General features: G+C 64.8%; 21 protein-coding genes and 1 tRNA gene. 15 read left to right on the top strand and 7 right to left on the bottom strand.

Translation table 11 applies throughout. The features are described from left to right. The first annotated feature begins 22 nt into the window (after nt 1-22). Nucleotides 23-793, top strand: coding sequence for a Rossmann-fold NAD(P)-binding domain-containing protein (locus tag E0473_RS08315; protein ID WP_137680405.1), 771 nt, complete (start codon nt 23-25; stop codon nt 791-793). Here E0473_RS08315 and E0473_RS08320 read toward each other — a convergent pair. Further along, nucleotides 777-1,697, bottom strand: coding sequence for a DMT family transporter (locus E0473_RS08320; RefSeq protein WP_241657405.1), 921 nt, complete (start codon nt 1,695-1,697; stop codon nt 777-779). The two genes, E0473_RS08315 and E0473_RS08320, sit on opposite strands and share 17 nt — an antisense overlap. Then, nucleotides 1,694-2,689 carry a threonine aldolase family protein gene (locus tag E0473_RS08325; RefSeq protein WP_137680406.1) on the bottom strand — a complete coding sequence of 332 codons (996 nt, stop codon included), beginning with the start codon at nt 2,687-2,689 and terminating at the stop codon, nt 1,694-1,696. The genes E0473_RS08320 and E0473_RS08325 overlap by 4 nt, the downstream gene beginning before the upstream one ends. 51 nt (nt 2,690-2,740) lie before the next feature. On the opposite strand from E0473_RS08325, the gene E0473_RS08330 reads away from it, so the two are divergent. Next, nucleotides 2,741-3,046: a GNAT family N-acetyltransferase gene (locus E0473_RS08330; RefSeq protein ID WP_137680407.1), complete on the top strand. Its 306-nt coding sequence runs from the start codon at nt 2,741-2,743 to the stop codon at nt 3,044-3,046. A 128-nt stretch (nt 3,047-3,174) separates the two neighbouring features. Next, nucleotides 3,175-3,603 carry a PRC-barrel domain-containing protein gene (locus E0473_RS08335; RefSeq protein WP_241657406.1) on the top strand — a complete coding sequence of 143 codons (429 nt, stop codon included), beginning with the start codon at nt 3,175-3,177 and terminating at the stop codon, nt 3,601-3,603. A gap of 86 nt (nt 3,604-3,689) precedes the next feature. Here E0473_RS08335 and E0473_RS08340 read toward each other — a convergent pair. Continuing rightward, nucleotides 3,690-3,764, bottom strand: a tRNA-Thr gene (locus E0473_RS08340). A 315-nt stretch (nt 3,765-4,079) separates the two neighbouring features. Between E0473_RS08340 and gpmA the strand changes: the two genes are divergently transcribed. From gpmA to E0473_RS08380, 8 genes are all read left to right on the top strand, one after another. After that, nucleotides 4,080-4,766 carry a 2,3-diphosphoglycerate-dependent phosphoglycerate mutase gene (gpmA, locus tag E0473_RS08345; RefSeq protein ID WP_137680408.1) on the top strand — a complete coding sequence of 229 codons (687 nt, stop codon included), beginning with the start codon at nt 4,080-4,082 and terminating at the stop codon, nt 4,764-4,766. Nucleotides 4,767-4,771: 5 nt separating this feature from the next. Continuing rightward, on the top strand, nt 4,772-5,257 hold the full coding sequence (purE, locus tag E0473_RS08350) for a 5-(carboxyamino)imidazole ribonucleotide mutase (protein WP_137680409.1): 486 nt from the start codon (nt 4,772-4,774) through the stop codon (nt 5,255-5,257). A gap of 5 nt (nt 5,258-5,262) precedes the next feature. Then, the gene (locus tag E0473_RS08355) at nt 5,263-6,315 is read left to right on the top strand and encodes a 5-(carboxyamino)imidazole ribonucleotide synthase (RefSeq protein WP_137680410.1); all 1,053 of its coding nucleotides are present in this window, start codon (nt 5,263-5,265) and stop codon (nt 6,313-6,315) included. 13 nt (nt 6,316-6,328) lie between these two features. Continuing rightward, nucleotides 6,329-6,826 carry a dihydrofolate reductase gene (locus E0473_RS08360; RefSeq protein WP_137680411.1) on the top strand — a complete coding sequence of 166 codons (498 nt, stop codon included), beginning with the start codon at nt 6,329-6,331 and terminating at the stop codon, nt 6,824-6,826. Continuing rightward, nucleotides 6,823-7,749, top strand: coding sequence for a bifunctional riboflavin kinase/FAD synthetase (locus tag E0473_RS08365; protein WP_170308134.1), 927 nt, complete (start codon nt 6,823-6,825; stop codon nt 7,747-7,749). The genes E0473_RS08360 and E0473_RS08365 overlap by 4 nt, the downstream gene beginning before the upstream one ends. A gap of 91 nt (nt 7,750-7,840) precedes the next feature. Beyond that, on the top strand, nt 7,841-10,813 hold the full coding sequence (ileS, locus tag E0473_RS08370; RefSeq protein ID WP_137680412.1) for an isoleucine--tRNA ligase: 2,973 nt from the start codon (nt 7,841-7,843) through the stop codon (nt 10,811-10,813). After that, nucleotides 10,810-11,322: a signal peptidase II gene (lspA, locus tag E0473_RS08375; RefSeq protein WP_137680413.1), complete on the top strand. Its 513-nt coding sequence runs from the start codon at nt 10,810-10,812 to the stop codon at nt 11,320-11,322. Before ileS ends, lspA begins: the two co-directional genes overlap by 4 nt. Before the next feature lie 27 nt (nt 11,323-11,349). Then, nucleotides 11,350-11,757, top strand: a complete 408-nt coding sequence (locus E0473_RS08380; RefSeq protein WP_137680414.1) for a DUF3035 domain-containing protein — start codon at nt 11,350-11,352, stop codon at nt 11,755-11,757. 15 nt (nt 11,758-11,772) lie between these two features. Here E0473_RS08380 and E0473_RS08385 read toward each other — a convergent pair whose 3' ends face one another. After that, the gene (locus tag E0473_RS08385; RefSeq protein WP_137680415.1) at nt 11,773-13,071 is read right to left on the bottom strand and encodes a hemolysin family protein; all 1,299 of its coding nucleotides are present in this window, start codon (nt 13,069-13,071) and stop codon (nt 11,773-11,775) included. 161 nt (nt 13,072-13,232) lie between these two features. Here E0473_RS08385 and E0473_RS08390 point away from each other — a divergent pair, with 161 nt between their 5' ends. Beyond that, on the top strand, nt 13,233-13,913 hold the full coding sequence (locus tag E0473_RS08390) for a YiaD family glycine zipper/OmpA-like lipoprotein (protein WP_137680416.1): 681 nt from the start codon (nt 13,233-13,235) through the stop codon (nt 13,911-13,913). Between the two features lie 131 nt (nt 13,914-14,044). Here the strand turns inward: E0473_RS08390 and E0473_RS08395 are convergent, their stop codons facing one another. Continuing rightward, nucleotides 14,045-14,830, bottom strand: a complete 786-nt coding sequence (locus E0473_RS08395; protein WP_137680417.1) for a 3'(2'),5'-bisphosphate nucleotidase CysQ — start codon at nt 14,828-14,830, stop codon at nt 14,045-14,047. 109 nt (nt 14,831-14,939) lie between these two features. Here E0473_RS08395 and sucC point away from each other — a divergent pair, with 109 nt between their 5' ends. From sucC to E0473_RS08410, 3 genes are all read left to right on the top strand, one after another. Continuing rightward, the gene (sucC, locus tag E0473_RS08400; protein WP_137680418.1) at nt 14,940-16,154 is read left to right on the top strand and encodes an ADP-forming succinate--CoA ligase subunit beta; all 1,215 of its coding nucleotides are present in this window, start codon (nt 14,940-14,942) and stop codon (nt 16,152-16,154) included. Nucleotides 16,155-16,278: 124 nt separating this feature from the next. Beyond that, on the top strand, nt 16,279-17,025 hold the full coding sequence (locus tag E0473_RS08405; RefSeq protein ID WP_137680419.1) for an electron transfer flavoprotein subunit beta/FixA family protein: 747 nt from the start codon (nt 16,279-16,281) through the stop codon (nt 17,023-17,025). Further along, entirely contained in the window at nt 17,025-17,951 is a 927-nt protein-coding gene (locus E0473_RS08410) for an electron transfer flavoprotein subunit alpha/FixB family protein (protein ID WP_137680420.1), read from the top strand. The genes E0473_RS08405 and E0473_RS08410 overlap by 1 nt, the downstream gene beginning before the upstream one ends. A gap of 5 nt (nt 17,952-17,956) precedes the next feature. On the opposite strand, the gene E0473_RS15730 is transcribed toward E0473_RS08410, so the two are convergent. Together E0473_RS15730 and E0473_RS08415 are read right to left on the bottom strand one after the other, a co-directional pair. Then, the gene (locus E0473_RS15730) at nt 17,957-18,088 is read right to left on the bottom strand and encodes a hypothetical protein (RefSeq protein ID WP_277751512.1); all 132 of its coding nucleotides are present in this window, start codon (nt 18,086-18,088) and stop codon (nt 17,957-17,959) included. Then, nucleotides 18,085-19,335, bottom strand: coding sequence for a DUF445 domain-containing protein (locus E0473_RS08415; protein ID WP_241657407.1), 1,251 nt, complete (start codon nt 19,333-19,335; stop codon nt 18,085-18,087). The genes E0473_RS15730 and E0473_RS08415 overlap by 4 nt, the downstream gene beginning before the upstream one ends. Nucleotides 19,336-19,357: the final 22 nt, after the last annotated feature.

Consider the following 19,357-nt stretch of genomic DNA (forward strand, 5'->3'; position numbering starts at 1 on the left):
GTCGAGGGGGTATGAGGGCCATATGACCCAATTGCTTGTGTTCGGACTAGGTTACACTGCGAAACGCATTGCCGACCTTGCGGTTTCCGCCGGTTGGCACCTTCGCGCCACCGGGAGCGATGGCGACCTCGATTTCAGCGATGGCGAGGCAGTGCGGGCAGCCCTTGCCGAGGCCGACCTCGTGCTGTCATCGGTCCCACCGGGTGACGAGGGCGAGCCGGTGCTGACCCGCTATGCCGATGCGCTGGACGGCAAACGCCTCGCCTATCTCTCCGCCACCGGAGTCTACGGCGACACCGGCGGGGCCTGGGTGGATGAGAGCACAACAACCGGCACGGGCCGCCGCACGAAGCGCGCCGAGGCCGATTCGCGCTGGCTTGCGCTGGGTGCGCGGGTGTTTCGCCTGCCGGGCATCTACGGTCCGGGCCGCAGCGCGTTCGAGCGGATTGCCAGCGGGAAGGCGCATCGGATCGACCTGCCGGAGCAGGTGTTCAGCCGCGTCCATGTCGCCGATATCGCCCAAGGCGTGATGGCCGGATGGCAGGCGCCGCCGGGGGCGTACAACCTCGCCGACGATCTGCCCGCCAGCCAGAACGCCGTGATCGAGGAAGCCTGCCGTCTGATGGGCCGCGAACCGCCCCCGCTGGTCTCGCTTGACGAAGCGGGCCTGTCGCCGATGGCGCGCGGCTTCTATGCCGAGAACCGCCGGGTCGCGAACGGTAAGGCGAAGCGGGTGCTGGGCTTCCAGCCGCGCTACCGCACCTATCGCGAGGGGCTCAGGAGCCTGCTTTGACCTGCCGTCCGCGCAGTGCCACCAGCAGCCCCACAATCGCCAGTGCTCCGCCGCCGATAGCCAGCGCCGACCAATGGTAGCCTTCGAGCAGGGTTGAGATGGCCATCGCGACCACAATCACCAACACCCCGTTGTAAGCCGCGCGACCGGCGCCGAGCTTGCGCACCAGCCCATAATAGAGCGGGAAGGTGACGACCGAGCCGACCAGAGCAAGCCATGCCGTGCCCAGCCAATACATGGGATCTCTAGGCACTGTCGGCGCGCCGAACAGCGCCAATGCAATCGCAGCGTCGAACAGCACACCATAGAGCATCGACCACGCGAGCAGGCTCATCAGCGGCACGTCCTTGCCCGCCGGGCCTGCCTGAATCACATTGGCGATCGAAGCCGAGAGCATCGCGGTCAGCGCCAGCACCGCGCCCAGCGCGACATTGCCGCCGAGCGGCGCGGTGCGCGCCTCGTTCAGCAGCAGCAGCGCGATCCCCGCCAGCGCGATCACGCTGCCGACCATGAACCGCGCGGTAATCGCCTGCCCCAGCAAGATGCGCCCGAGTATCGCATTGGGCACCAGCATCATCCCGATCAGCAGCGCCACGATGCCCGAGGTTAGGTGCAGCTCCGACCAGTACACGAACATGTAATTGCCGCAGAACTGGAACAATCCCATCAGGACCGCCAGCCGATGCGCTCGGCCTGGCATGGCGAGGGGCTTCCTCATCGCCAGCGCCAGCGCGAACATGGCAGGGGCCGCCAGTACGAAGCGCCATGTCACCGACCATGCCGCCGGCACTTCGGCGATCTGCGTGGTGATCACGAACCAGGTCGAGCCCCAAATCAGCGCCACCAGCACAAAGGGCAGCGCAATCGCCGGGCGCAGCAGCGTATGCGGCGGGGTCTCGCTCACAACCGGGCAATCGCGCGGCCAAGCGCCTCTGCATGGTCAGGCTGGGTGTCCCAGGCAGCAACGATGCGCACGTGGGCATCGTCCCAGTCGTAGAAAGCAAAGCCGTCGGCGCGCAGCGCGGCCCGCTCTTGGGCGGTGAGGCGCACGAACAGCTCGTTCGACTGGTGCGGATAGAGCAGCCGCTCGCCCGCGTCCTCGGCCACCATCCCCGCAGCCGCATTGGCCTTGCGGGCGAGGTCCAGCCACAGGTCGCCCTCCAGCATGGCCAGAACCTGCGCGGCCATGAAGCGGCCCTTCGAGCGCAGATGCCCAGCCCGCTTGCGCCGCCAGCGCACAAGGTCGGCCTGCGCCGGATCGAACAGCACGATCGCATCGGTATCCATCGCGCCGTTCTTGGTGAAGCCGAAGCTGAGCGCCTTGGCCGGTCCTGCCGCCTCTGCCGGGGTGCAGTCGAGAAAGGCCACCGCGTTGCCGAATCGCGCGCCGTCCATATGCAGGGCAAGGCCCAGCTGCGAAGTCGCCGCGCCGATGTCCTCCAGCTCTGCCGGGGTATAGGCCAGCCCGAATTCGCTCACCTGCGTGATCGACACCGCCTGCGCCGGCACCTGATGCACCCCGCGCGTGATGCCTGCCGCGACTGCCTCGATAGTTTCCGGGGTCAGCTTCGCCCCCTCGCCTTTTGCCAGCAGCAGCTTGGCCCCGTGCAGATAAAAACCCGGCGCGCCACATTCGTCGCGCTCGATATGGGCGTTTTCCTCGCAGATCACCCCGCCGTGCGGCTCGACCATGGTGGCAAGCGACAGGCAGTTGGCCGCCGTGCCCGTGCCCACCCACAGCGCCGCACAGTCGCGCCCGAACAGCTCGGAAAAAGCCTCATCGAGGCGCTGGCTGAGCGCATCGTTGTCATAGGGAGCATCGGGCGCGTCGGCAGCCTGCATTGCCGCCCAGACCTGCGGATGAACGCGCGCGGCATTGTCGGAAAGAAACTGCATCGGAACGCCCATAGGCCCCCGCCCGTTGGACGCAAGAAGGAGCATTCACTCATGAGCGACAGCATCGAAATCACCCACGACGATCAGACCACCCACGGAACCTATTCCGCCCCGGTAGAAGGTGCCGATCGTCCCGCAGAGCTGACCTGGACAGCGCGCGGCGAGGCGCGAATCGCGGAGCACACTTTCACTCCGCCCGAAGCGCGAGGCAAAGGGATCGCGCTGGCGCTGGTGAAGGAAATGGTAGCCGACGCCCGCGAGCAGGGCTTCACCATCGAGCCGCAGTGTTCTTATGTCGAAGCGCAGTTTCGCAAGCACGCAGACTGGGCCGATGTGCGCGCCGAAGTGCCCAGCTGACAGGATATTTCGCTGAGTCGTGGCCAAGCTGCGGCAGGCCCCGGATAGATCGGAAGGTTTGTTCGTTGATTAGGTGAAGCCGCTGAAAGGAAACACCTTTCAAGGCTAACCAAATCGAGGAGAGAGCCATGAGCCAGACCACGAACACCATGCAGTTTTCAGACAGCGAACTTTCGCAACGCCGTGAATTCGATCGCTCGCGTCCGCGCGAACGCGATGCGAGCAAGGACCTGATCGGCTCGGATCGTGTCGAAGACACCAATGTCTATTCCGCCGATGGCGAGAAGATCGGACATATCAGTAAGCTCATGATCGGGAAGCGCTCAGGCCGGGTCGAATATGCCGTTATGAGTTTCGGTGGCTTTCTCGGCATTGGCGAGGATCAGCACCCGCTTCCTTGGGAAGCGCTGGACTACGACGAATCGATGGGCGGCTATGTCGTGAATATCGATAAGGATCGTCTGCGCGAGGCGCCGCGTTATTCGGCAAGCGAAGAACCGACTTACGATCAACAGTTTGGCGAGAGGGTCTATGCCTATTACGGCGTCCTTTATTGATCGTTTGGATCCGACCAACACAAAGGCCCCGGTTTTCCGGGGCCTTTTTGCATTCGCAATGTGAGAAGAGATCGTTCGACAGATGATGGTGCTGCTGGGGAGGATTGAACTCCCGGCCTCACCCTTACCAAGGGTGCGCTCTACCACTGAGCTACAGCAGCGTCGCCATCATGCGAAGCAGGCGGGCCCTATTGTCGCGGGCGCGACGAAAGTCAAGGCAAGCTTGAGCCTGCGCTGCAATCAGGCCATGAGATAGGCCATGAGTGGTAAACAAACTCGCGAGGAAAGGCTCGCCGAAAAACTGCGCGAAAATTTGCGGCGCCGCAAGACGCAGAGCAAGGCCCAGAGCAATGCCGCGTCACGCGCCAGTGCGATTCGCGAGGGGACAGAGACCGAGAGCCCCCTTCCAAACGACGACGCGGGCCGCTAACGCCCTGCCTTCGCTAATTTTGGTCCCCCGCAGGAGAACAGCGCCCGTGCCCACTCTGATCCTCGTCCGCCACGGCCAGAGCCAATGGAACCTGGAAAACCGCTTCACCGGATGGTGGGACGTCGACGTGACCGAAAAGGGCGTCGCCGAGGCGCGCGCGGCCGGCCAGTTGCTGAAGGATAAGGGCGTGTTGCCCACGCGCGCTTTCACCTCGGTGCAGAAGCGCGCGATCAAGACGCTGCATCTGGCGCTGGAAGAATGTGGCCGCCTGTGGATTCCCGAAACCAAGGACTGGCGCCTGAACGAGCGCCACTATGGCGGGCTGACCGGTCTCAACAAGGCCGAGACTGCTGAGAAGCACGGCGACGAACAGGTGAAAGTGTGGCGCCGCAGCTTCGACGTACCGCCGCCGCCGCTCGAAGCGGGTAGCGAGTTCGATCTTGCTGGCGACCCGCGCTATGCCGGGATTGACGTTCCCAACACCGAAAGCCTGAAGCTTACGATCGAGCGGGTGCTGCCTTATTGGCAGGCCGAGATCCTGCCCGAGCTGGCCAAGGGTGAAACGGTGATTATTTCCGCGCATGGCAACAGCTTGCGCGCGCTGGTGAAGCATCTCTCCAGCATTCCAGACGACGAAATCACCGGGCTGGAAATCCCCACCGGTCAGCCGCTCGTCTACGAATTCGACGCCGAGCTGAATCCCGGCGACTACTACTACCTGAAGGACGCTTGAGGTCGATGGCCGCACCCAAAGTCGCTATCGTTATGGGCAGCCAGTCCGACTGGCCGACCATGCAGCTCGCCGCCAATGTGCTCGACCAGCTTGGCGTGGCCTATGAGGCGCGGATTGTCTCGGCACACCGCACGCCCGACCGCCTGCACGCCTTCGGCAAGGGCGCGGCGGATGAAGGCTTCGAGGTCGTGATCGCCGGGGCCGGTGGCGCTGCGCACCTGCCGGGAATGGTCGCCGCGCTCACGCACCTGCCGGTGCTGGGTGTGCCCGTAAAATCGCGTGCCTTGTCGGGGCAGGACAGCCTGCTTTCAATTGTGCAGATGCCCGCCGGCGTTCCGGTCGGCACACTAGCCATTGGTGAGGCGGGCGCGACCAATGCCGGGCTGATGGCCGCCTCGATCCTCGCCCTGACCGATGACGGCCTGCGCCAGCGCCTGATCGACTGGCGCGCCGCGCAGACCGACGCGGTCGCAGAAAAGCCGGTCGACTGACGCGGATGCTCGCACCCGGTAGCACCATTGGCATCCTGGGCGGCGGCCAGCTTGGCCGGATGATGGCCATGTCCGCCGCACAGCTTGGCTACCAGGTCCACGTCTTCGCGCCCGATGACCACGCGGTCGCCGCCGACGTTTCGGTTGCGCATAGCCAGGCCGACTGGGACGACAGCGCCGCCATGTCTGCCTTCGCCGACGCCTGCGATGTGATCACCTACGAGTTCGAGAACGTACCGGTCGCGCCGCTTCTGGCGCTCGATCAGGCGAAGCTCGCACCGGGGCCGCGCGCGCTGGAAGTGGCGCAGGACCGGCTGAGCGAAAAGACCTTCGTCAGCGAGCTGGGCGGCACACCCGCGCCTTTCGCGGCGGTCGATTCGATGGCCGATCTGGAGGCGGCGATTGCCGGGCTCGGCACCCCCGCCATCGTGAAGACCCGCCGCGACGGCTACGACGGCAAGGGCCAGTGGCGCATTTCCAGCGCCGCCGATATCGACCCGGGCGAAGTCGCAGCAACGCCGATGGTCTACGAAGGTTTCGTGACCTTCGAAGCCGAGTTTTCCGTGATCCTCGTACGCGGACGCGGCGGCGAGGTAAGATTCTGGGATTCGACTCACAACACGCACGAAGAGGGCATACTCGCCCATTCGGTGCTGCCTGCTCCCGCCATTGTCGGCGAACAGGTAGACGAGGCGCGCGCTCTGGCCCAGCGCATCGCAGAAGCGCTCGATTACATCGGCGTGATGACCTGCGAGTTCTTCGCCACCGCTCAAGGGCCGGTATTCAACGAGATGGCCCCGCGGGTCCACAATTCGGGCCACTGGACCATCGAGGGGGCCGTCACCAGCCAGTTCGAAAACCATATCCGCGCCATCGCCGGGCTGCCACTGGGCGATACGGCGAGCGTGAGCGATAAAGTGGTGATGGACAACCTGATCGGCCCCGAGGCCTTCGATATCGCCCGCCACCTTTCGGACCCGCGCGCGCATCTGCACCTTTATGGCAAGCAGGAGGCGCGCGAAGGCCGTAAGATGGGCCACATCACGCGCGTGGGCTGAAAGGAATCGGATCATGTCACGGCAAGTTCTCTTCGTCGTTGCGCGCGCGACCAACGGATGCATCGCCCGCGATGGGCAAGTGCCCTGGGCCATCAGTGAAGACCTCAAGCGCTTCAAGCGGCACACCATGGGCATGCCGATGATCATGGGCCGCAAGACCTTCGAAAGCCTGCCGGGCGTGCTCCCCGGTCGCCGCCATATCGTGCTGACACGCCAGAGTGACTGGCAAGCCGAGGGTGCCGAGGTGGCGCACACCCCCGAAGAAGCGCTGGCATTGGCCGGCGATGGGGACGTGTCCGTGATCGGCGGCGCGGAAATCTGGCAGGCCATGCGAGACTACGGCACCCATTTCGAGCTGACCGAGGTTTTCGAGGATACCGAGGGAGACGTCTTCATGGATGCTCCGTCCGCAGCCGATGGCTGGCGCGAAGTGGCACGAGAAAGCCGCCCGGCGGCAGATGGCTTCCCGGCCTATGATTTCGTCAGCCTAGAGCGATTCGCGCCAGCGTGATCCGGCTCGGCCATCGCGACCCTCTGCCCGAGGACTTGCGCGGTGCGATTCTCGCGCTGGGCAATTTCGACGGGTTTCATCTCGGCCATCAGAAGGTTGCCGAAGAGGCGGTCGGCTGGGCGCGCGCCGAGGGCCGCCCCGCCATCATCGCCACCTTCGATCCGCACCCGGTGCGCCATTTCGCGCCGCACGTCCCGCCGTTCCGCCTGACCACGCTCGACCAGCGCGCCGAGCTGTTCGCCGCCGCCGGGGCGGATGCGATGCTGGTGTTCGACTTCGGCGAGGAACTGGCGACCATGCCCGCCGAAGAGTTCGTGCGCGATCTGCTGGCGGGCCGAATCGGTGCAGGCGGCGTGGTGACGGGCGAAGATTTCACCTTCGGCAAGGGGCGCGGCGGCAATGTGGCGGTGCTGCGCGATGTCGGCGCGACCTGCGGACTGGGCGCGCGGGCGATTGCGCCAGTGCTGCTCGATAATCAGATCGTCTCGTCCAGCCGCATCCGCGACGCCTTGAAGGCGGGCGAATGCGACGTCGCCGCGCGTCTGCTCACCCGACCTTACGTGATTCGCGAAAGGGTGGTTCACGGCGATAAGCGCGGCCGTACGATCGGCTTTCCCACCGCCAACATGGACATGGGGCACTATCTGCGCCCACGCTACGGCATCTATGCCGTCACCGGGCGAATCGTGGCGACCGGGCAGGAGCTCAAAGGCGCGGCGAACCTCGGCGTGCGCCCCAGCTTCGATCCGCCACGCGAAGTGCTCGAACCCTATTTCTTCGACTTTTCGGGCGATCTTTATGGGCAGGAGATCGAGGTGGCGCTGCGCCATTTCCTTCGGCCCGAGTCAAAGTTCGACAGCCTCGATGCGCTGGTGGCGCAGATGAGTGCCGATTGCGACCGGGCGCGGATGCTGCTGGGCTAGGTCGCCAGCGCCGCCGGCAATCCAATAGCTACCTGCGGCAAAGCGAATCAAAATTGCCCAAAGCGTCCGCCCCCGCTAAGGCCCCGGGCCAATGACCGAGAAGCGCGACTACAGAGACACCGTCTTCCTGCCGAAGACCGACTTTCCCATGAAGGCCGGGCTCCCCGCAAAGGAGCCCCGCATTGCCGCGCGCTGGGAAGAGGAAGGGCTCTACCAGCAGATCCGCGCCGCGCGTGAAGGCCGCGAGAAGTTCATCCTTCACGACGGACCGCCCTATGCCAATGGCGACATGCACATCGGCCATGCGCTGAACCACATCCTCAAGGACATGGTCTGCCGCAGCCAGTCGCTGCTCGGCAAGGACGCGCCCTATGTTCCCGGCTGGGACTGCCACGGCCTGCCGATCGAGTGGAAGGTCGAGGAGAAGTACCGCAAGAAGAAGCTGAACAAGGACGAGGTGCCGCCGCGCGAGTTCCGCCAGGAATGCCGCGACTATGCGCAGCACTGGGTCGATACGCAGCGCAGCCAGCTCAAGCGGCTCGGTATCAGCGGCGACTGGGATAATCCCTACCTCACGATGCAGTTCGACAGCGAGGCGGGGATCGTCACCGAGCTGCTGAAGTTTGCCGAGAGCGGCCAGCTCTATCGCGGTGCGAAGCCGGTGATGTGGTCGCCGGTCGAGAAGACCGCACTGGCCGAGGCTGAGGTCGAATACGAGGACATCACCTCGACGCAGATCGACGTGGCGTTTGAGATCGTCGAATCGCCGATCGAGGAACTGGTCGGCGCGCACGCGGTGATCTGGACGACCACACCGTGGACGATCCCGGTGAACCAGGCTTTGGCCTATGGGCCAGATGTTGAGTATGTCCATGTCCGGCTCTTGGATGACCAGCGTATCTCTGATGACCAGAAAGAACTTGAAGCGAAGGGCCTCGGCTGGCTGAACAGCACTGTTCTGGTCGCAAAAGCCTTATTCCCTGAGCTTTACAAACGCGCAGCAGCGACCGCTTCAGCACATGGTATTCCTATCGTCGATTGGCCGGTCGCTGAAGAAGGCTTTGGTGACTATCGGGTTATGAAGGGCTCCGACCTAGCCGGAACCATCGCCCGTCACCCGATGCACCACCTCGGCGGGTTCTATGCCGAGCCCCGCCCACTGCTCCCCGGCGACTTCGTCACCACCGACAGCGGCACCGGCCTCGTCCACATGGCGCCCGACCACGGCGAGGACGACTTCGACCTGTGCAAGGCCCACGGCATAGGCCCCAAATTCGTTGTCGATGCGGGCGGTGTCTACAAGGACGACTGGCTCTGGCTGGGCGCTGACGACCTCGGCGACGAGGGCAAGCCGCGCCGCCGCAGCGTGATCAACCCCGGCTTCAACGCGCCCGATGGCCCGATCTGCTCGGACCTGCGCGCGGCAGGCGCTCTCCTCAGCGCATCCGCAGATTATCAACACTCTTATCCACACTCGTGGCGCTCGAAGGCCAAGGTGATCTATCGCTGCACCCCGCAGTGGTTCGTGCCGATGGACAAGCCGGTCAAGCCGTTCGACTTCCCCACCGCTGTGCCCGACGCTCTCGGCGCGGCTGTGGCGCTGGGCGTGCAGGCCGACCACACCGCCACCCTGCGCGAAACGGCGCTGGGCGAGATCGACAAGACCCGCTTCGTGCCCGCCAAGGGCAAGAACCGCATCCGCTCGATGGTCGAGGGGCGCCCCGATTGGGTGCTCTCGCGCCAGCGCGCCTGGGGCGTGCCGATCACGCTGTTCGTCGACCGCACAAGCGGCGAATATCTGGTCGATCCGCAGGTCAACCGCCGCATCATTGAGGCGATCCGCACCGAGGGCGTCGATGGCTGGGACCGCGACAATGCCGCGCATTTGCTCGGCCCGGATTACAATCCCGAAGACTACGAGATGGTTTCTGACATTCTCGACGTGTGGTTCGATTCGGGCAGCACCCATGCCTTCGTGCTCGAATCGGGTCGCTGGCCCGACCTGGTGCGCCCCGCCGACGAAACCCCCGCCGACCTCTATCTCGAAGGCAGCGACCAGCATCGCGGCTGGTTCCAAAGCTCGCTGCTCGAAAGCTGCGCCACCCGTGGCCGCGCGCCCTACAAGGCGGTGCTGACCCACGGCTTCACCATGGCCGCGGACGGGCGCAAAATGTCGAAGAGCCTCGGCAACACCATCGACCCGATCAAGGTGATGGAGGAATATGGCGCCGACATCATCCGCCTGTGGGCGCTCTCGGTCGACTTCACCGAGGACCACCGGATCGGGCCCGAAATCCTCAAGGGCGTGGGCGACGGCTATCGCAAGCTGCGCAACACCTTCCGCTACCTGCTCGGCGCCTTGGATGGCTTCTCGGACGACGAAAAGGTCGATGTGGCCGACATGCCCGAGCTGGAGCGCTATGTGCTGGCGCTGCTGGGCGAGCTGGACGGCAAGCTGCACGAGGCCATCGCTGACTTCGACTTCAACGCCTACACCCGCGCGCTGACCGACTTTGCCAACGAAGACCTGTCGGCTTTCTTCTTCGATATCCGCAAGGACCGGCTCTATTGCGATGCCCCCGATGGGCTGGAGCGCCGGGCGTACCGCACAACGCTCGATGTGCTGTTCCACGCGCTGGTGCGCTACGCCGCGCCGGTGCTGGTGTTCACCGCGGAAGAGGTCTGGGGCACGCGCTATCCCGAGGGTGGCTCGGTGCATCTGCTGGAGTGGCCGGACGTGCCAACGGCTGAGGCCGACATGGCGCGCTGGGAGAGCATTCGCGAAACCCGTGCCGAGGCCCTCGAGCGGATCGAACCACTGCGCCGCGAAAAAGTGATCGGGTCGAGCCTGCAAGCCGAAGTCACCGTGCCGAATCAGGGCGAAAACGTCGACTGGGCCGCGCTGTTCATCTCCTCAACCGTGCATCAGGGGGATTGGGCGGTAACGAAGACCGAAAACCACAAGTGCGGCCGCTGCTGGCGACATCTGCCCGAAGTCAGCGAGGACGGCGACCTGTGCGGCCGCTGCGAGACCGTTGTGGCCGAACTGGACGCCAAGGCATGAGCACCGCCAACAAATTCCGCGCCCTCGGGCTCGCCATCGCGGCGGTGATCTTCGTCGCCGACCAGTGGCTCAAGCGTTTCGTGGTCGAGGACCTTGGTCTCACCGCCATCGGCGATCACTACCCGCTGCTGCCGTTCTTCGACTTCACCCGCACCAACAACTACGGCGTCTCACTCGGCATGTTCGAGGCGACGAGCATGGAGATGCGCTGGGTGCTGGTCGGCGTCACCGGGCTGATCGCTTGCGTGGTGCTCTATCTGATGCTGCGCGAGCGGCGGCTTGGCGATATCGCCGCCTATGCGCTGATCCTCGGCGGCGCGCTCGGCAATATCCGCGACCGCTTCAGCTTCGGCTATGTGATCGACTTTGCCGATTTCCATATCGGCGAATTCCGCCCGTTCCTCATTTTCAACGTCGCCGACGCCGCGATCAGCATCGGTGTGGTGATTATCCTTGCCCGCGCCCTGTTCATGCGCGAGAAACCCGACGACGAGCAGAGCCCCGCCTGATAGGCGCCAACGGCCAAGAGAGATTTTATGCGCAATTCCTTCCGAACCGCGATCATCGTTGCCGCCGCCTTGGGCGTGAACGCCTGTGGCGGCCTCAAGATTGACCGTGACCGGCCCGACGAATTCGCCGTGCAGCGGCAGGCGCCGCTGGTGGTTCCGCCCGATTTCGACCTCACCCCGCCCGATCCGGGCGCGCCGCGCCCCACCGAGGGCACGGCTGCCCAGCAGGCGCTCGAAACGCTGTTCGGCGGCGAAGCGGCCCGCAGCGCGATCGAGACCAGCGCCCTGCGCAACGCGGGCAACGCCGATGTCGGCATTCGCACCATGGTAGGCGACGCAGAGACCTATACGGTCGACAAGGGCGATGCCACGCGCACGATCATCATGGCGCCCGAAGGCGACGGACAGGCCGCGCGGGTCGCCATTCCGTCCTGATAGGGTTGATCCGGGTCAGCCGGCCCGGCTCACCAGCAGCTTGTCGATCCGGCGGCCGTCCATATCGACGACCTCGAAGCGCCAGCCCTGCTCGGTGAAATATTCGCCTTCGGTTGGCAGCTTCTTCAGCACGTCAAGCGCATAGCCCGCAGCGGTCGCGAAATCGCGCTGCTCGGGCAGTTCGAGTTCGAGCTTCTCGGCCAGCGCATCGGCTGACAATGCGCCCGAAATCAGCAGCGAGCCGTCCTCGCGCTGGGCGACCATCGGACTGTCGCCTTCGTCCTGATGGCTGGCGAAATCGCCGGCGATGGCCGCCAGCAGGTCGGCCGAGGTCACGATTCCGTCGAGGTGGCCATATTCGTCATGAACCATGGCCATGGCAGTGCCCGATTGCTGCAATGCGCGCATGGCGTCGATCGCGTCGAGCTGGTCGGGCACGACCTCGCTCTTGCGCACCAGCTCGGTCAGCACCACCGGGTTGCCCGCCACCAGTTGAGCGAGCACCTCGCGTACCTTTACCACGCCCAGCACCTTGTCGTCGGGCGCACCCTCGGCCACCGGCAGCAGCGAGTGGCTGGTATCCGCAATGCGGGCGCGAATCTCGTCTTCGCTGGCGTTCACGTCGAGCCATTCGAGTTCGGTGCGCGGGGTCATCAGTTCGCGCACGGGCCGGCTCGCGAGACGCACCACGCCCGAGAGGATGGCGCGTTCACCTTCCTCGATCACGCCGCTGCGGGTGGCCTCGGCGAAGATCATTTGCAGTTCCTGCGCGGTGATCGTCTCTTCGCCCCGATGGCGCACGCGCATCAGGCGCAGCAGCAGGCTCGACGAGTTATCGAGCAGCCAGACGAACGGCGCGGCCAGGCGCGCCAGGAGGTCCATCGGAGGAGCCATCACGATGGCGATCCGTTCGGCCGACCGCAGCGCAATCTGCTTTGGCACCAGTTCGCCGATAACCAGGCTGAGGTAGGTCGTCACCACGATGACGAGGGCAAAGCCGACCTCGGGTGCGCTTTCGGGATCGAGGCCGAGCAACACCAGCCGTTCGCCCACCGGCCCGCCCAGAGCCGCGCCCGACACCGCGCCGTTGATAATACCGACCAGCGTTATGCCGATCTGCACCGTGCTGAGGAATTTGCCGGGCTCGGCCGCCAGCCGCATCGCGATCTTCGCGCTTTTGCTACCGCGCTCAGCCGATTGGTGCAGCTTCGCGGTGCGCGCCGACACGATCGCCAGCTCGGACATGGCAAAAACGCCGTTGAGCACGATCAGTGCGGCAAGATAGGCGAGCGAATCCCAGGGGAATGGTGACATCAGACTTCGCCCGCTAGCAGATTGCGCGCCAAAGACGAATGCCCAAGCGCACGGTTTAGACGGCGGCGGTTCAGGAACGGACTGGCACACGCGGCGTTGTGGGCGCATAGGCTTACTTGTCGACCGGCTTGGCAGGCGGTCGCCATCAGAGAGGGACTTTCATGAACACCAGGAAAATTCTCGTCGCTTCGGGTGCAGCGCTTTCGCTCCTTACGGTTAGCGCGTGTGTGACCGATCCGAACACGGGCGAACGCAAGGTTTCGCGCACCGCCATCGGCGGCGTGGGCGGCGCCGGGTTGGGCTACCTTCTCGGCGGGCTTATCGGCGGCAAGACGGCCCGTATCGTTGGCGCTGGCATCGGCGCGGCTGCTGGCGGGTATGTCGGCTATCGCATGGATGAGCAGATCAAGGAGCTGGAAGAAGCCACCGCCGGCACCGGCGTCGACGTGTCGCAGACGCCCAATGGCGATGGCATCCTGGTCAATCTGCCTGACGTGACCTTCGCGGTGAACTCGGCCGATATCTCGCCCTCGATGCGCCAGACGCTCGACGGCGTGGCGCAGAGCATGGTGAACTATCCCAATTCGCTGATCGACGTAATGGGGCACACCGATTCGACCGGGTCGGACCAGTACAACCTGGATCTGTCGCGCCGCCGCGCCAACTCGGTAACCAACTACCTCGCCTCGCGCGGCGTTTCGCGCGCCCGTATCGAATTGATCGGCTATGGTGAGCAGTATCCGGTGGCCGACAACACCACCGAATCGGGCCGCGCGCAGAACCGCCGCGTGGAAATCCGCATCACCCCGATCACCGAGTCTGACGTTAATCAGGCGTACTAATTAATTGGTGCGCCGGCCCATCCGGGTCGGCGTCCTCGCTACTGCCCCCTCCGCCCTTCCAGGGCTGGGGGAGCGGTCGCAGGCGGGCAGTCGCCCTTGCGGCCTCCTTCGGGAGGCCGTTTTCTTGTGTGCTACTGCGGACCGGCGATCGCCTCTGCCCGGTCGGCCAGTCTGGCCACGGCATCCTTGTGAATGGCCGGAGCGCTCACCAGCAGACCGAACGCACGCGGATCGCGCCTGTTGAACACAAGCGGCTGACCGAAGGCATCGCTTACCTGTGCCCCTGCTTCGCGCGCGATCAGCGTAGCCGCCGCGATGTCCCACTCATAACCCCAGCGCAGCGTCGCCACGAGATCGGCTTCGCTTGCGCCGACCATGGCAATGCGCAAAGCGATCGAGTTGGGCTTGTCGACCATGGTCAGGTCGCGGTCCTCGCGCTCCAGCGAGTCGGCGGGTACCCGCGCGCCGGCAAAGCGGGTGCAGCGACTCGCCACCAGCTTCTCGCCATTGCGCCACGCCCCCTTCCCGGCCGCGGCGGTCCAGACTTCCCCCCGCGCAGGCGCGGCCAGCATTCCGATCAAAGGCCGCCCAGCACTGATCAGCGCCACCGAGACCGCCCAGCCCGTGCGCCCGCGAATAAAGTCGCGCGTGCCATCGATGGGATCGACCAGCCAGATCAGGTCACGGTCCAGGCGCTGTTCCGAATCGACCGTTTCTTCCGACAGCCAACCAGCAGCCGGCAGCAATTTGCCCAGTTCGCGCTTCAGGAAGGCATCGACGGCAAGGTCGGCCTCGCTCACCGGGTTTCCCGGCAACTTGTCCCAGCTCGACAGATCATGCCCCTGCCCCGGCCACAGCAGCAGCGCCATCCGGGCCGCCTCGCGGCAGATCAGCTCTAGTCGGTCGATATCGATCATGGGTGCGCCGCAGATGATGCTCGTGCGAAGGCTTTGCAAGCGCCGCGATAGTGCCTAAGGCACCTGCAAACCCTTTCCTCTCCCATTTGCAAGAGAACAGGCACCGCCCATGAACATCCACGAATACCAGGCCAAGGAACTGCTCGCAAAGTTCGGCATCGGCATCCCCACCGGCTATCCGGCCACCTCCGTCGCCGAGGCGGTGGAAGGCGCGAAGAAGCTTCCCGGGCCGCTTTATGTCGTGAAGGCACAGATCCACGCTGGTGGCCGCGGCAAGGGCAAGTTCAAGGAGTTGGGCGCCGAGGCCAAGGGCGGCGTGCGCCTCGCCAAGTCGATCGAGGACGTCGAGACCGACGCGGGCGAAATGCTCGGCAACACCCTCGTCACCGTGCAGACGGGCGATGCGGGCAAGCAGGTCAACCGCCTTTACGTCACCGACGGTGTCGACATCGCCGAGGAATACTATCTCTCGATGCTGGTCGACCGCGCTTCGGGCCGGATCGCCATGATCGTCTCGACCGAGGGCGGCATGGACATCGAAGAGGTGGCGCATTCGACTCCCGAGAAGATCACCACCATCACCATCGACCCGGCCACCGGCTTCATGCCGCACCATGGCCGCGAAGTGGCATTCGCGCTGAAGCTTTCGGGCGACCTCAACAAGCAGGCGCAGAAGCTGGCCAAGCAGCTGTATGAGGCATTCACCACGCTCGATTGCGACATGCTCGAAATCAACCCGCTGGTTGAGACCAAGCCAGATTCCTCGGGGACGGCCAACCTGCTCGTCCTCGACACCAAGATGAGCTTCGATTCGAATGCGCTCTATCGTCACCCCGATGTCGAAGCCATGCGCGACGAGACCGAGGAAGATCCGATGGAGGTCGAAGCTTCTAAGTACGACCTCGCCTATATCAAGCTCGATGGCGACATCGGCTGCATGGTCAACGGTGCAGGCCTTGCCATGGCGACGATGGATATCATCAAGCTCAACGGCTCGTTCCCGGCGAACTTCCTCGACGTGGGCGGCGGCGCCACTACCGAGAAGGTGACGGCGGCGTTCAAGATCATCCTCAGCGACCCTTCGGTGAAGGGCATCCTCGTCAACATCTTCGGCGGGATCATGCGTTGCGACACCATTGCCGAAGGCATTGTGGCCGCCGCCAAGGAAGTCGATCTGTCGGTTCCGCTGGTGGTGCGCCTTGAAGGCACCAACGTGCAGCAGGGCAAGGACATCCTCGCGAACTCCGGCTTGCCGATCGTCCCCGCCGACAACCTCGGCGATGCCGCGCAGAAGATCGTGGGCGAGGTCAAGAAGGCGGCCTGATCCGCCGACGGAATGCTTATCGGTCGCCGGGGCACCACCTCGGCGACCGCGGATCTCCGGACCCACTTGACGTATAGGTTAAGGGGTTTACATATTCGGCATCTAGCTTTGAGAGAGGACAGCTATGAAAATCCTCGTGCCCGTTAAGCGGGTGATCGACTACAACGTGAAGCCGCGTGTGAAGGCCGATGGCTCCGGGGTGGATCTTGCCAACGTCAAGATGAGCATGAACCCATTTGACGAGATCGCCGTGGAAGAGGCGATCCGGCTCAAGGAAGCGGGCGCTGCCGAAGAAGTGATCGCCGTCTCCATCGGCCCGGCCAAGGCGCAGGAAACGCTGCGCACCGCGCTCGCAATGGGTGCCGACCGTGCGATCCTCGTCGAAACCGATGCCGAGGTCGAGCCGCTGGCGGTCGCCAAGATCCTCAAGGCCATTGCCGAGGCCGAAGAACCGGGCATCGTAATGCTCGGCAAGCAGGCGATTGACGACGATTCGAACCAGACCGGCCAGATGCTTGCAGCCTTGATGGGCCGTCCGCAGGGCACCTTTGCCAGCAAGGTTGAAATCGATGGCGACCATGTGAGTGTCACTCGCGAGGTCGATGGCGGTCTGGAGACGGTGAAGCTGGCCCTGCCCGCGATCGTCACCACCGACCTGCGCCTGAACGAGCCGCGCTATGCTTCGCTGCCGAACATCATGAAGGCGAAGAAGAAGCCGCTCGACACCAAGACGCCCGACGATTTCGGCGTCGATGTCACACCGCGCCTCAAGACCACGCACGTTGGCGAGCCGCCGGTGCGTCAGGCCGGTGAGATCGTGCCCGATGTCGATACGCTGGTTGCCAAGCTCAAAGCTATGGGAGTTGCCTGATGACTGCCCTCGTACTCGCTGAACTTTCGGATGGCGCAGTGGCGCCCGCCACGCTTTCCGCCGTGACCGCTGCAACCCAGCTTGGCGGGCCGGTGCATGTGCTCGTTGCCGGCGCGCAAGGCGCGGCTGATGAAGCCGCCAAGATCGCCGGTGTCGAGAAGGTGCTCCACGCTGGCGACGCCGCCTATGCGGATATGCTGGCCGAGAACGTCGCGCCTCTCGTGGCCGGGCTGATGGACGGCTATGACGCCTTCCTCGCACCTGCCACCACCACCGGCAAGAACGTCGCCCCGCGTGTGGCGGCGCTGCTTGACGTGATGCAGGTGTCGGACATTCTCTCGGTCGAAGGGCCAAAGAGCTTCACCCGCCCGATTTATGCCGGCAACGCCATCGCCACGGTCGAATCGAGCGATGCCAAACTGGTGATCACCGTGCGCACGACCGCCTTCGACAAGGCGGGCGCAGAGGGCGGCATGGCCAGCGTCGAGGCGGTAAGCGGCCCCGGCGATGCGGGGATTTCCACCTTCGTCGGTCTCGAAGCCGTAAAGAGTGACCGCCCCGAGCTGACCAGCGCCGGAACCATCGTTTCGGGCGGCCGCGCACTGAAGGACGGCGAGACCTTTCAGCAGCTCATCACCCCGCTGGCCGACAAGCTCGGCGCGGCCATCGGCGCCAGCCGCGCCGCAGTCGATGCTGGCTATGTGCCGAACGATTATCAGGTCGGGCAGACGGGCAAGATCGTGGCGCCGGAGCTTTATGTCGCCATCGGCATTTCGGGCGCGATCCAGCACCTTGCGGGGATGAAGGATTCCAAGGTGATCGTGGCGATCAATAAAGACCCCGATGCGCCGATCTTCCAGGTCGCTGACCTTGGGCTGGTGGCCGATCTGTTCGAAGCCGTGCCGGAGCTTACGAGCAAGCTTTGACGGGTTCAGGGGTGGCGTTCGAGCAGCGTCACCCTGTCTCCCGCGGGAAGCTCTGCCTCGCGCATTGGCGGGATGTCCGCAGCGGTCGGCGCGTTGAAGACCAGCCTTTCGGCTTCCAAAATCGAGTAGTGACTCACAACACCTGCTCCACCGCATGGATGGTCACGCCGACCAGCCCGCCTACCAGCGTGCCGTTGATGCGGATAAACTGCAGATCACGCCCCACTGCACCTTCCACCCGCGCAGTGATCGTTCGCGCGTCCCACCGTTTCACCGTTTCCGACACCAGCCGCACGATCTCGTCGCCATAGCGATTGGCCATGCCGGTCAGTGTGCGTCGAGCAAAGCGGTTGACCTGCTTTTGCAAGCGCGGCTGGCTGCGCAATGCCTCGCCCAGTTCGGCCAGCGTCTCGCCGAACTGCGCTGACAGCGACCCGTTGGGGCTGCGCAGCTGCTCGATCAGCGCGTGACGCAGACGCTCCCACATGCCCATCCACCAGTCGCCCAGCGCCGGGTTGGCCAACAGGTCGAGCTTCGCCTGCTCGACCTTTGCGCGCGTGGCAGGATCGTGCTGGAGATCGCGGGCGAGCGTTGTCAGCCCCTCCTCGACCTTGGTGCGGATCGGGTGATCGGGGCGCACCAGAATCTCCGCCAGCAGCTTGTAGAGCCCATCGAGCACCGAGTTCGCCAGCCGGTCGTCGAGCCCGGTCCACCGCAGCACGGCGTTGGCGCGGCTCTGCACCATGTCGCGCACCAGTTCCTCGTTACCCTCAAGCGCGAGGCCAGCCCAGCGCACCAGCCCGTCGATCACCGGGCGGTGGCGCCCGTCGGCAATCGCCGCTTCGAGCATCCGCCCCAGTACTGGCGAAACTTCGACCCGGCCCAGCGCCCGCGCCAAGCCCGCCTTGGCCTGCAAACCGAGCCGTTCGGGATCGAGCGTTTCGAGCAGTTCGATCAGCAGTTCGCTCGCCCCCGCTCGCAAGCGCCCCGTGCCGCTGAGGCCGCGTGCAACGAGGAAATCGCCAGCCGATTGCGCCACGTTGAGGCTGTGCAACCGGCGTGCAACCACCGCCGGGGTGAGAAAGTTGCTGCGCAGAAAGCTCGCCATCGTATCGGCGATGCGATCCTTGTTCTGCGGAATGATCGCGGTGTGCGGGATCGGAATGCCGAGCGGGTGGCGGAACAGCGCGGTGACCGCAAACCAGTCAGCCAGCCCACCGACCATCGCCGCCTCGGCAAAGGCGAGGACATAGGGCCAGGCAGGATGGCTGTCGGCCTGATTATGCGCCACTAGGAACAGCGCCGCCATCGCCACCAGCAGCAGCCCCGCCGCGCGGCGCATGGCCTTGGCCTTGTCGGCGGGAATGGTCGGCATGGTGCTCATTCGGCCAGCACTAGCAAATGCT

The sequence above is a fragment of the Aurantiacibacter suaedae genome, assembly GCF_005434915.1.
Lineage (GTDB): Bacteria > Pseudomonadota > Alphaproteobacteria > Sphingomonadales > Sphingomonadaceae > Alteraurantiacibacter > Alteraurantiacibacter suaedae.

Excerpts from the sequence above, each read along its gene's own strand:
- E0473_RS08405 (WP_137680419.1), top strand. The coding sequence starts at position 16,279 with ATGAAAATCCTCGTGCCCGTTAAGCGGGTGATCGACTACAACGTGAAG.
- E0473_RS08390 (WP_137680416.1), top strand. The coding sequence starts at position 13,233 with ATGAACACCAGGAAAATTCTCGTCGCTTCGGGTGCAGCGCTTTCGCTC.
- E0473_RS08325 (WP_137680406.1), bottom strand. The coding sequence starts at position 2,689 with ATGCAGTTTCTTTCCGACAATGCCGCGCGCGTTCATCCGCAGGTCTGG.
- E0473_RS08385 (WP_137680415.1), bottom strand. The coding sequence starts at position 13,071 with ATGTCACCATTCCCCTGGGATTCGCTCGCCTATCTTGCCGCACTGATC.
- E0473_RS08380 (WP_137680414.1), top strand. The coding sequence starts at position 11,350 with ATGCGCAATTCCTTCCGAACCGCGATCATCGTTGCCGCCGCCTTGGGC.
- E0473_RS08355 (WP_137680410.1), top strand. The coding sequence starts at position 5,263 with ATGCTCGCACCCGGTAGCACCATTGGCATCCTGGGCGGCGGCCAGCTT.
- purE (WP_137680409.1), top strand. The coding sequence starts at position 4,772 with ATGGCCGCACCCAAAGTCGCTATCGTTATGGGCAGCCAGTCCGACTGG.
- E0473_RS08315 (WP_137680405.1), top strand. The coding sequence starts at position 23 with ATGACCCAATTGCTTGTGTTCGGACTAGGTTACACTGCGAAACGCATT.
- E0473_RS08335 (WP_241657406.1), top strand. The coding sequence starts at position 3,175 with ATGAGCCAGACCACGAACACCATGCAGTTTTCAGACAGCGAACTTTCG.
- E0473_RS08360 (WP_137680411.1), top strand. The coding sequence starts at position 6,329 with ATGTCACGGCAAGTTCTCTTCGTCGTTGCGCGCGCGACCAACGGATGC.
- E0473_RS08415 (WP_241657407.1), bottom strand. The coding sequence starts at position 19,335 with ATGAGCACCATGCCGACCATTCCCGCCGACAAGGCCAAGGCCATGCGC.
- E0473_RS08410 (WP_137680420.1), top strand. The coding sequence starts at position 17,025 with ATGACTGCCCTCGTACTCGCTGAACTTTCGGATGGCGCAGTGGCGCCC.
- sucC (WP_137680418.1), top strand. The coding sequence starts at position 14,940 with ATGAACATCCACGAATACCAGGCCAAGGAACTGCTCGCAAAGTTCGGC.
- lspA (WP_137680413.1), top strand. The coding sequence starts at position 10,810 with ATGAGCACCGCCAACAAATTCCGCGCCCTCGGGCTCGCCATCGCGGCG.
- ileS (WP_137680412.1), top strand. The coding sequence starts at position 7,841 with ATGACCGAGAAGCGCGACTACAGAGACACCGTCTTCCTGCCGAAGACC.
- E0473_RS08395 (WP_137680417.1), bottom strand. The coding sequence starts at position 14,830 with ATGATCGATATCGACCGACTAGAGCTGATCTGCCGCGAGGCGGCCCGG.
- E0473_RS08330 (WP_137680407.1), top strand. The coding sequence starts at position 2,741 with ATGAGCGACAGCATCGAAATCACCCACGACGATCAGACCACCCACGGA.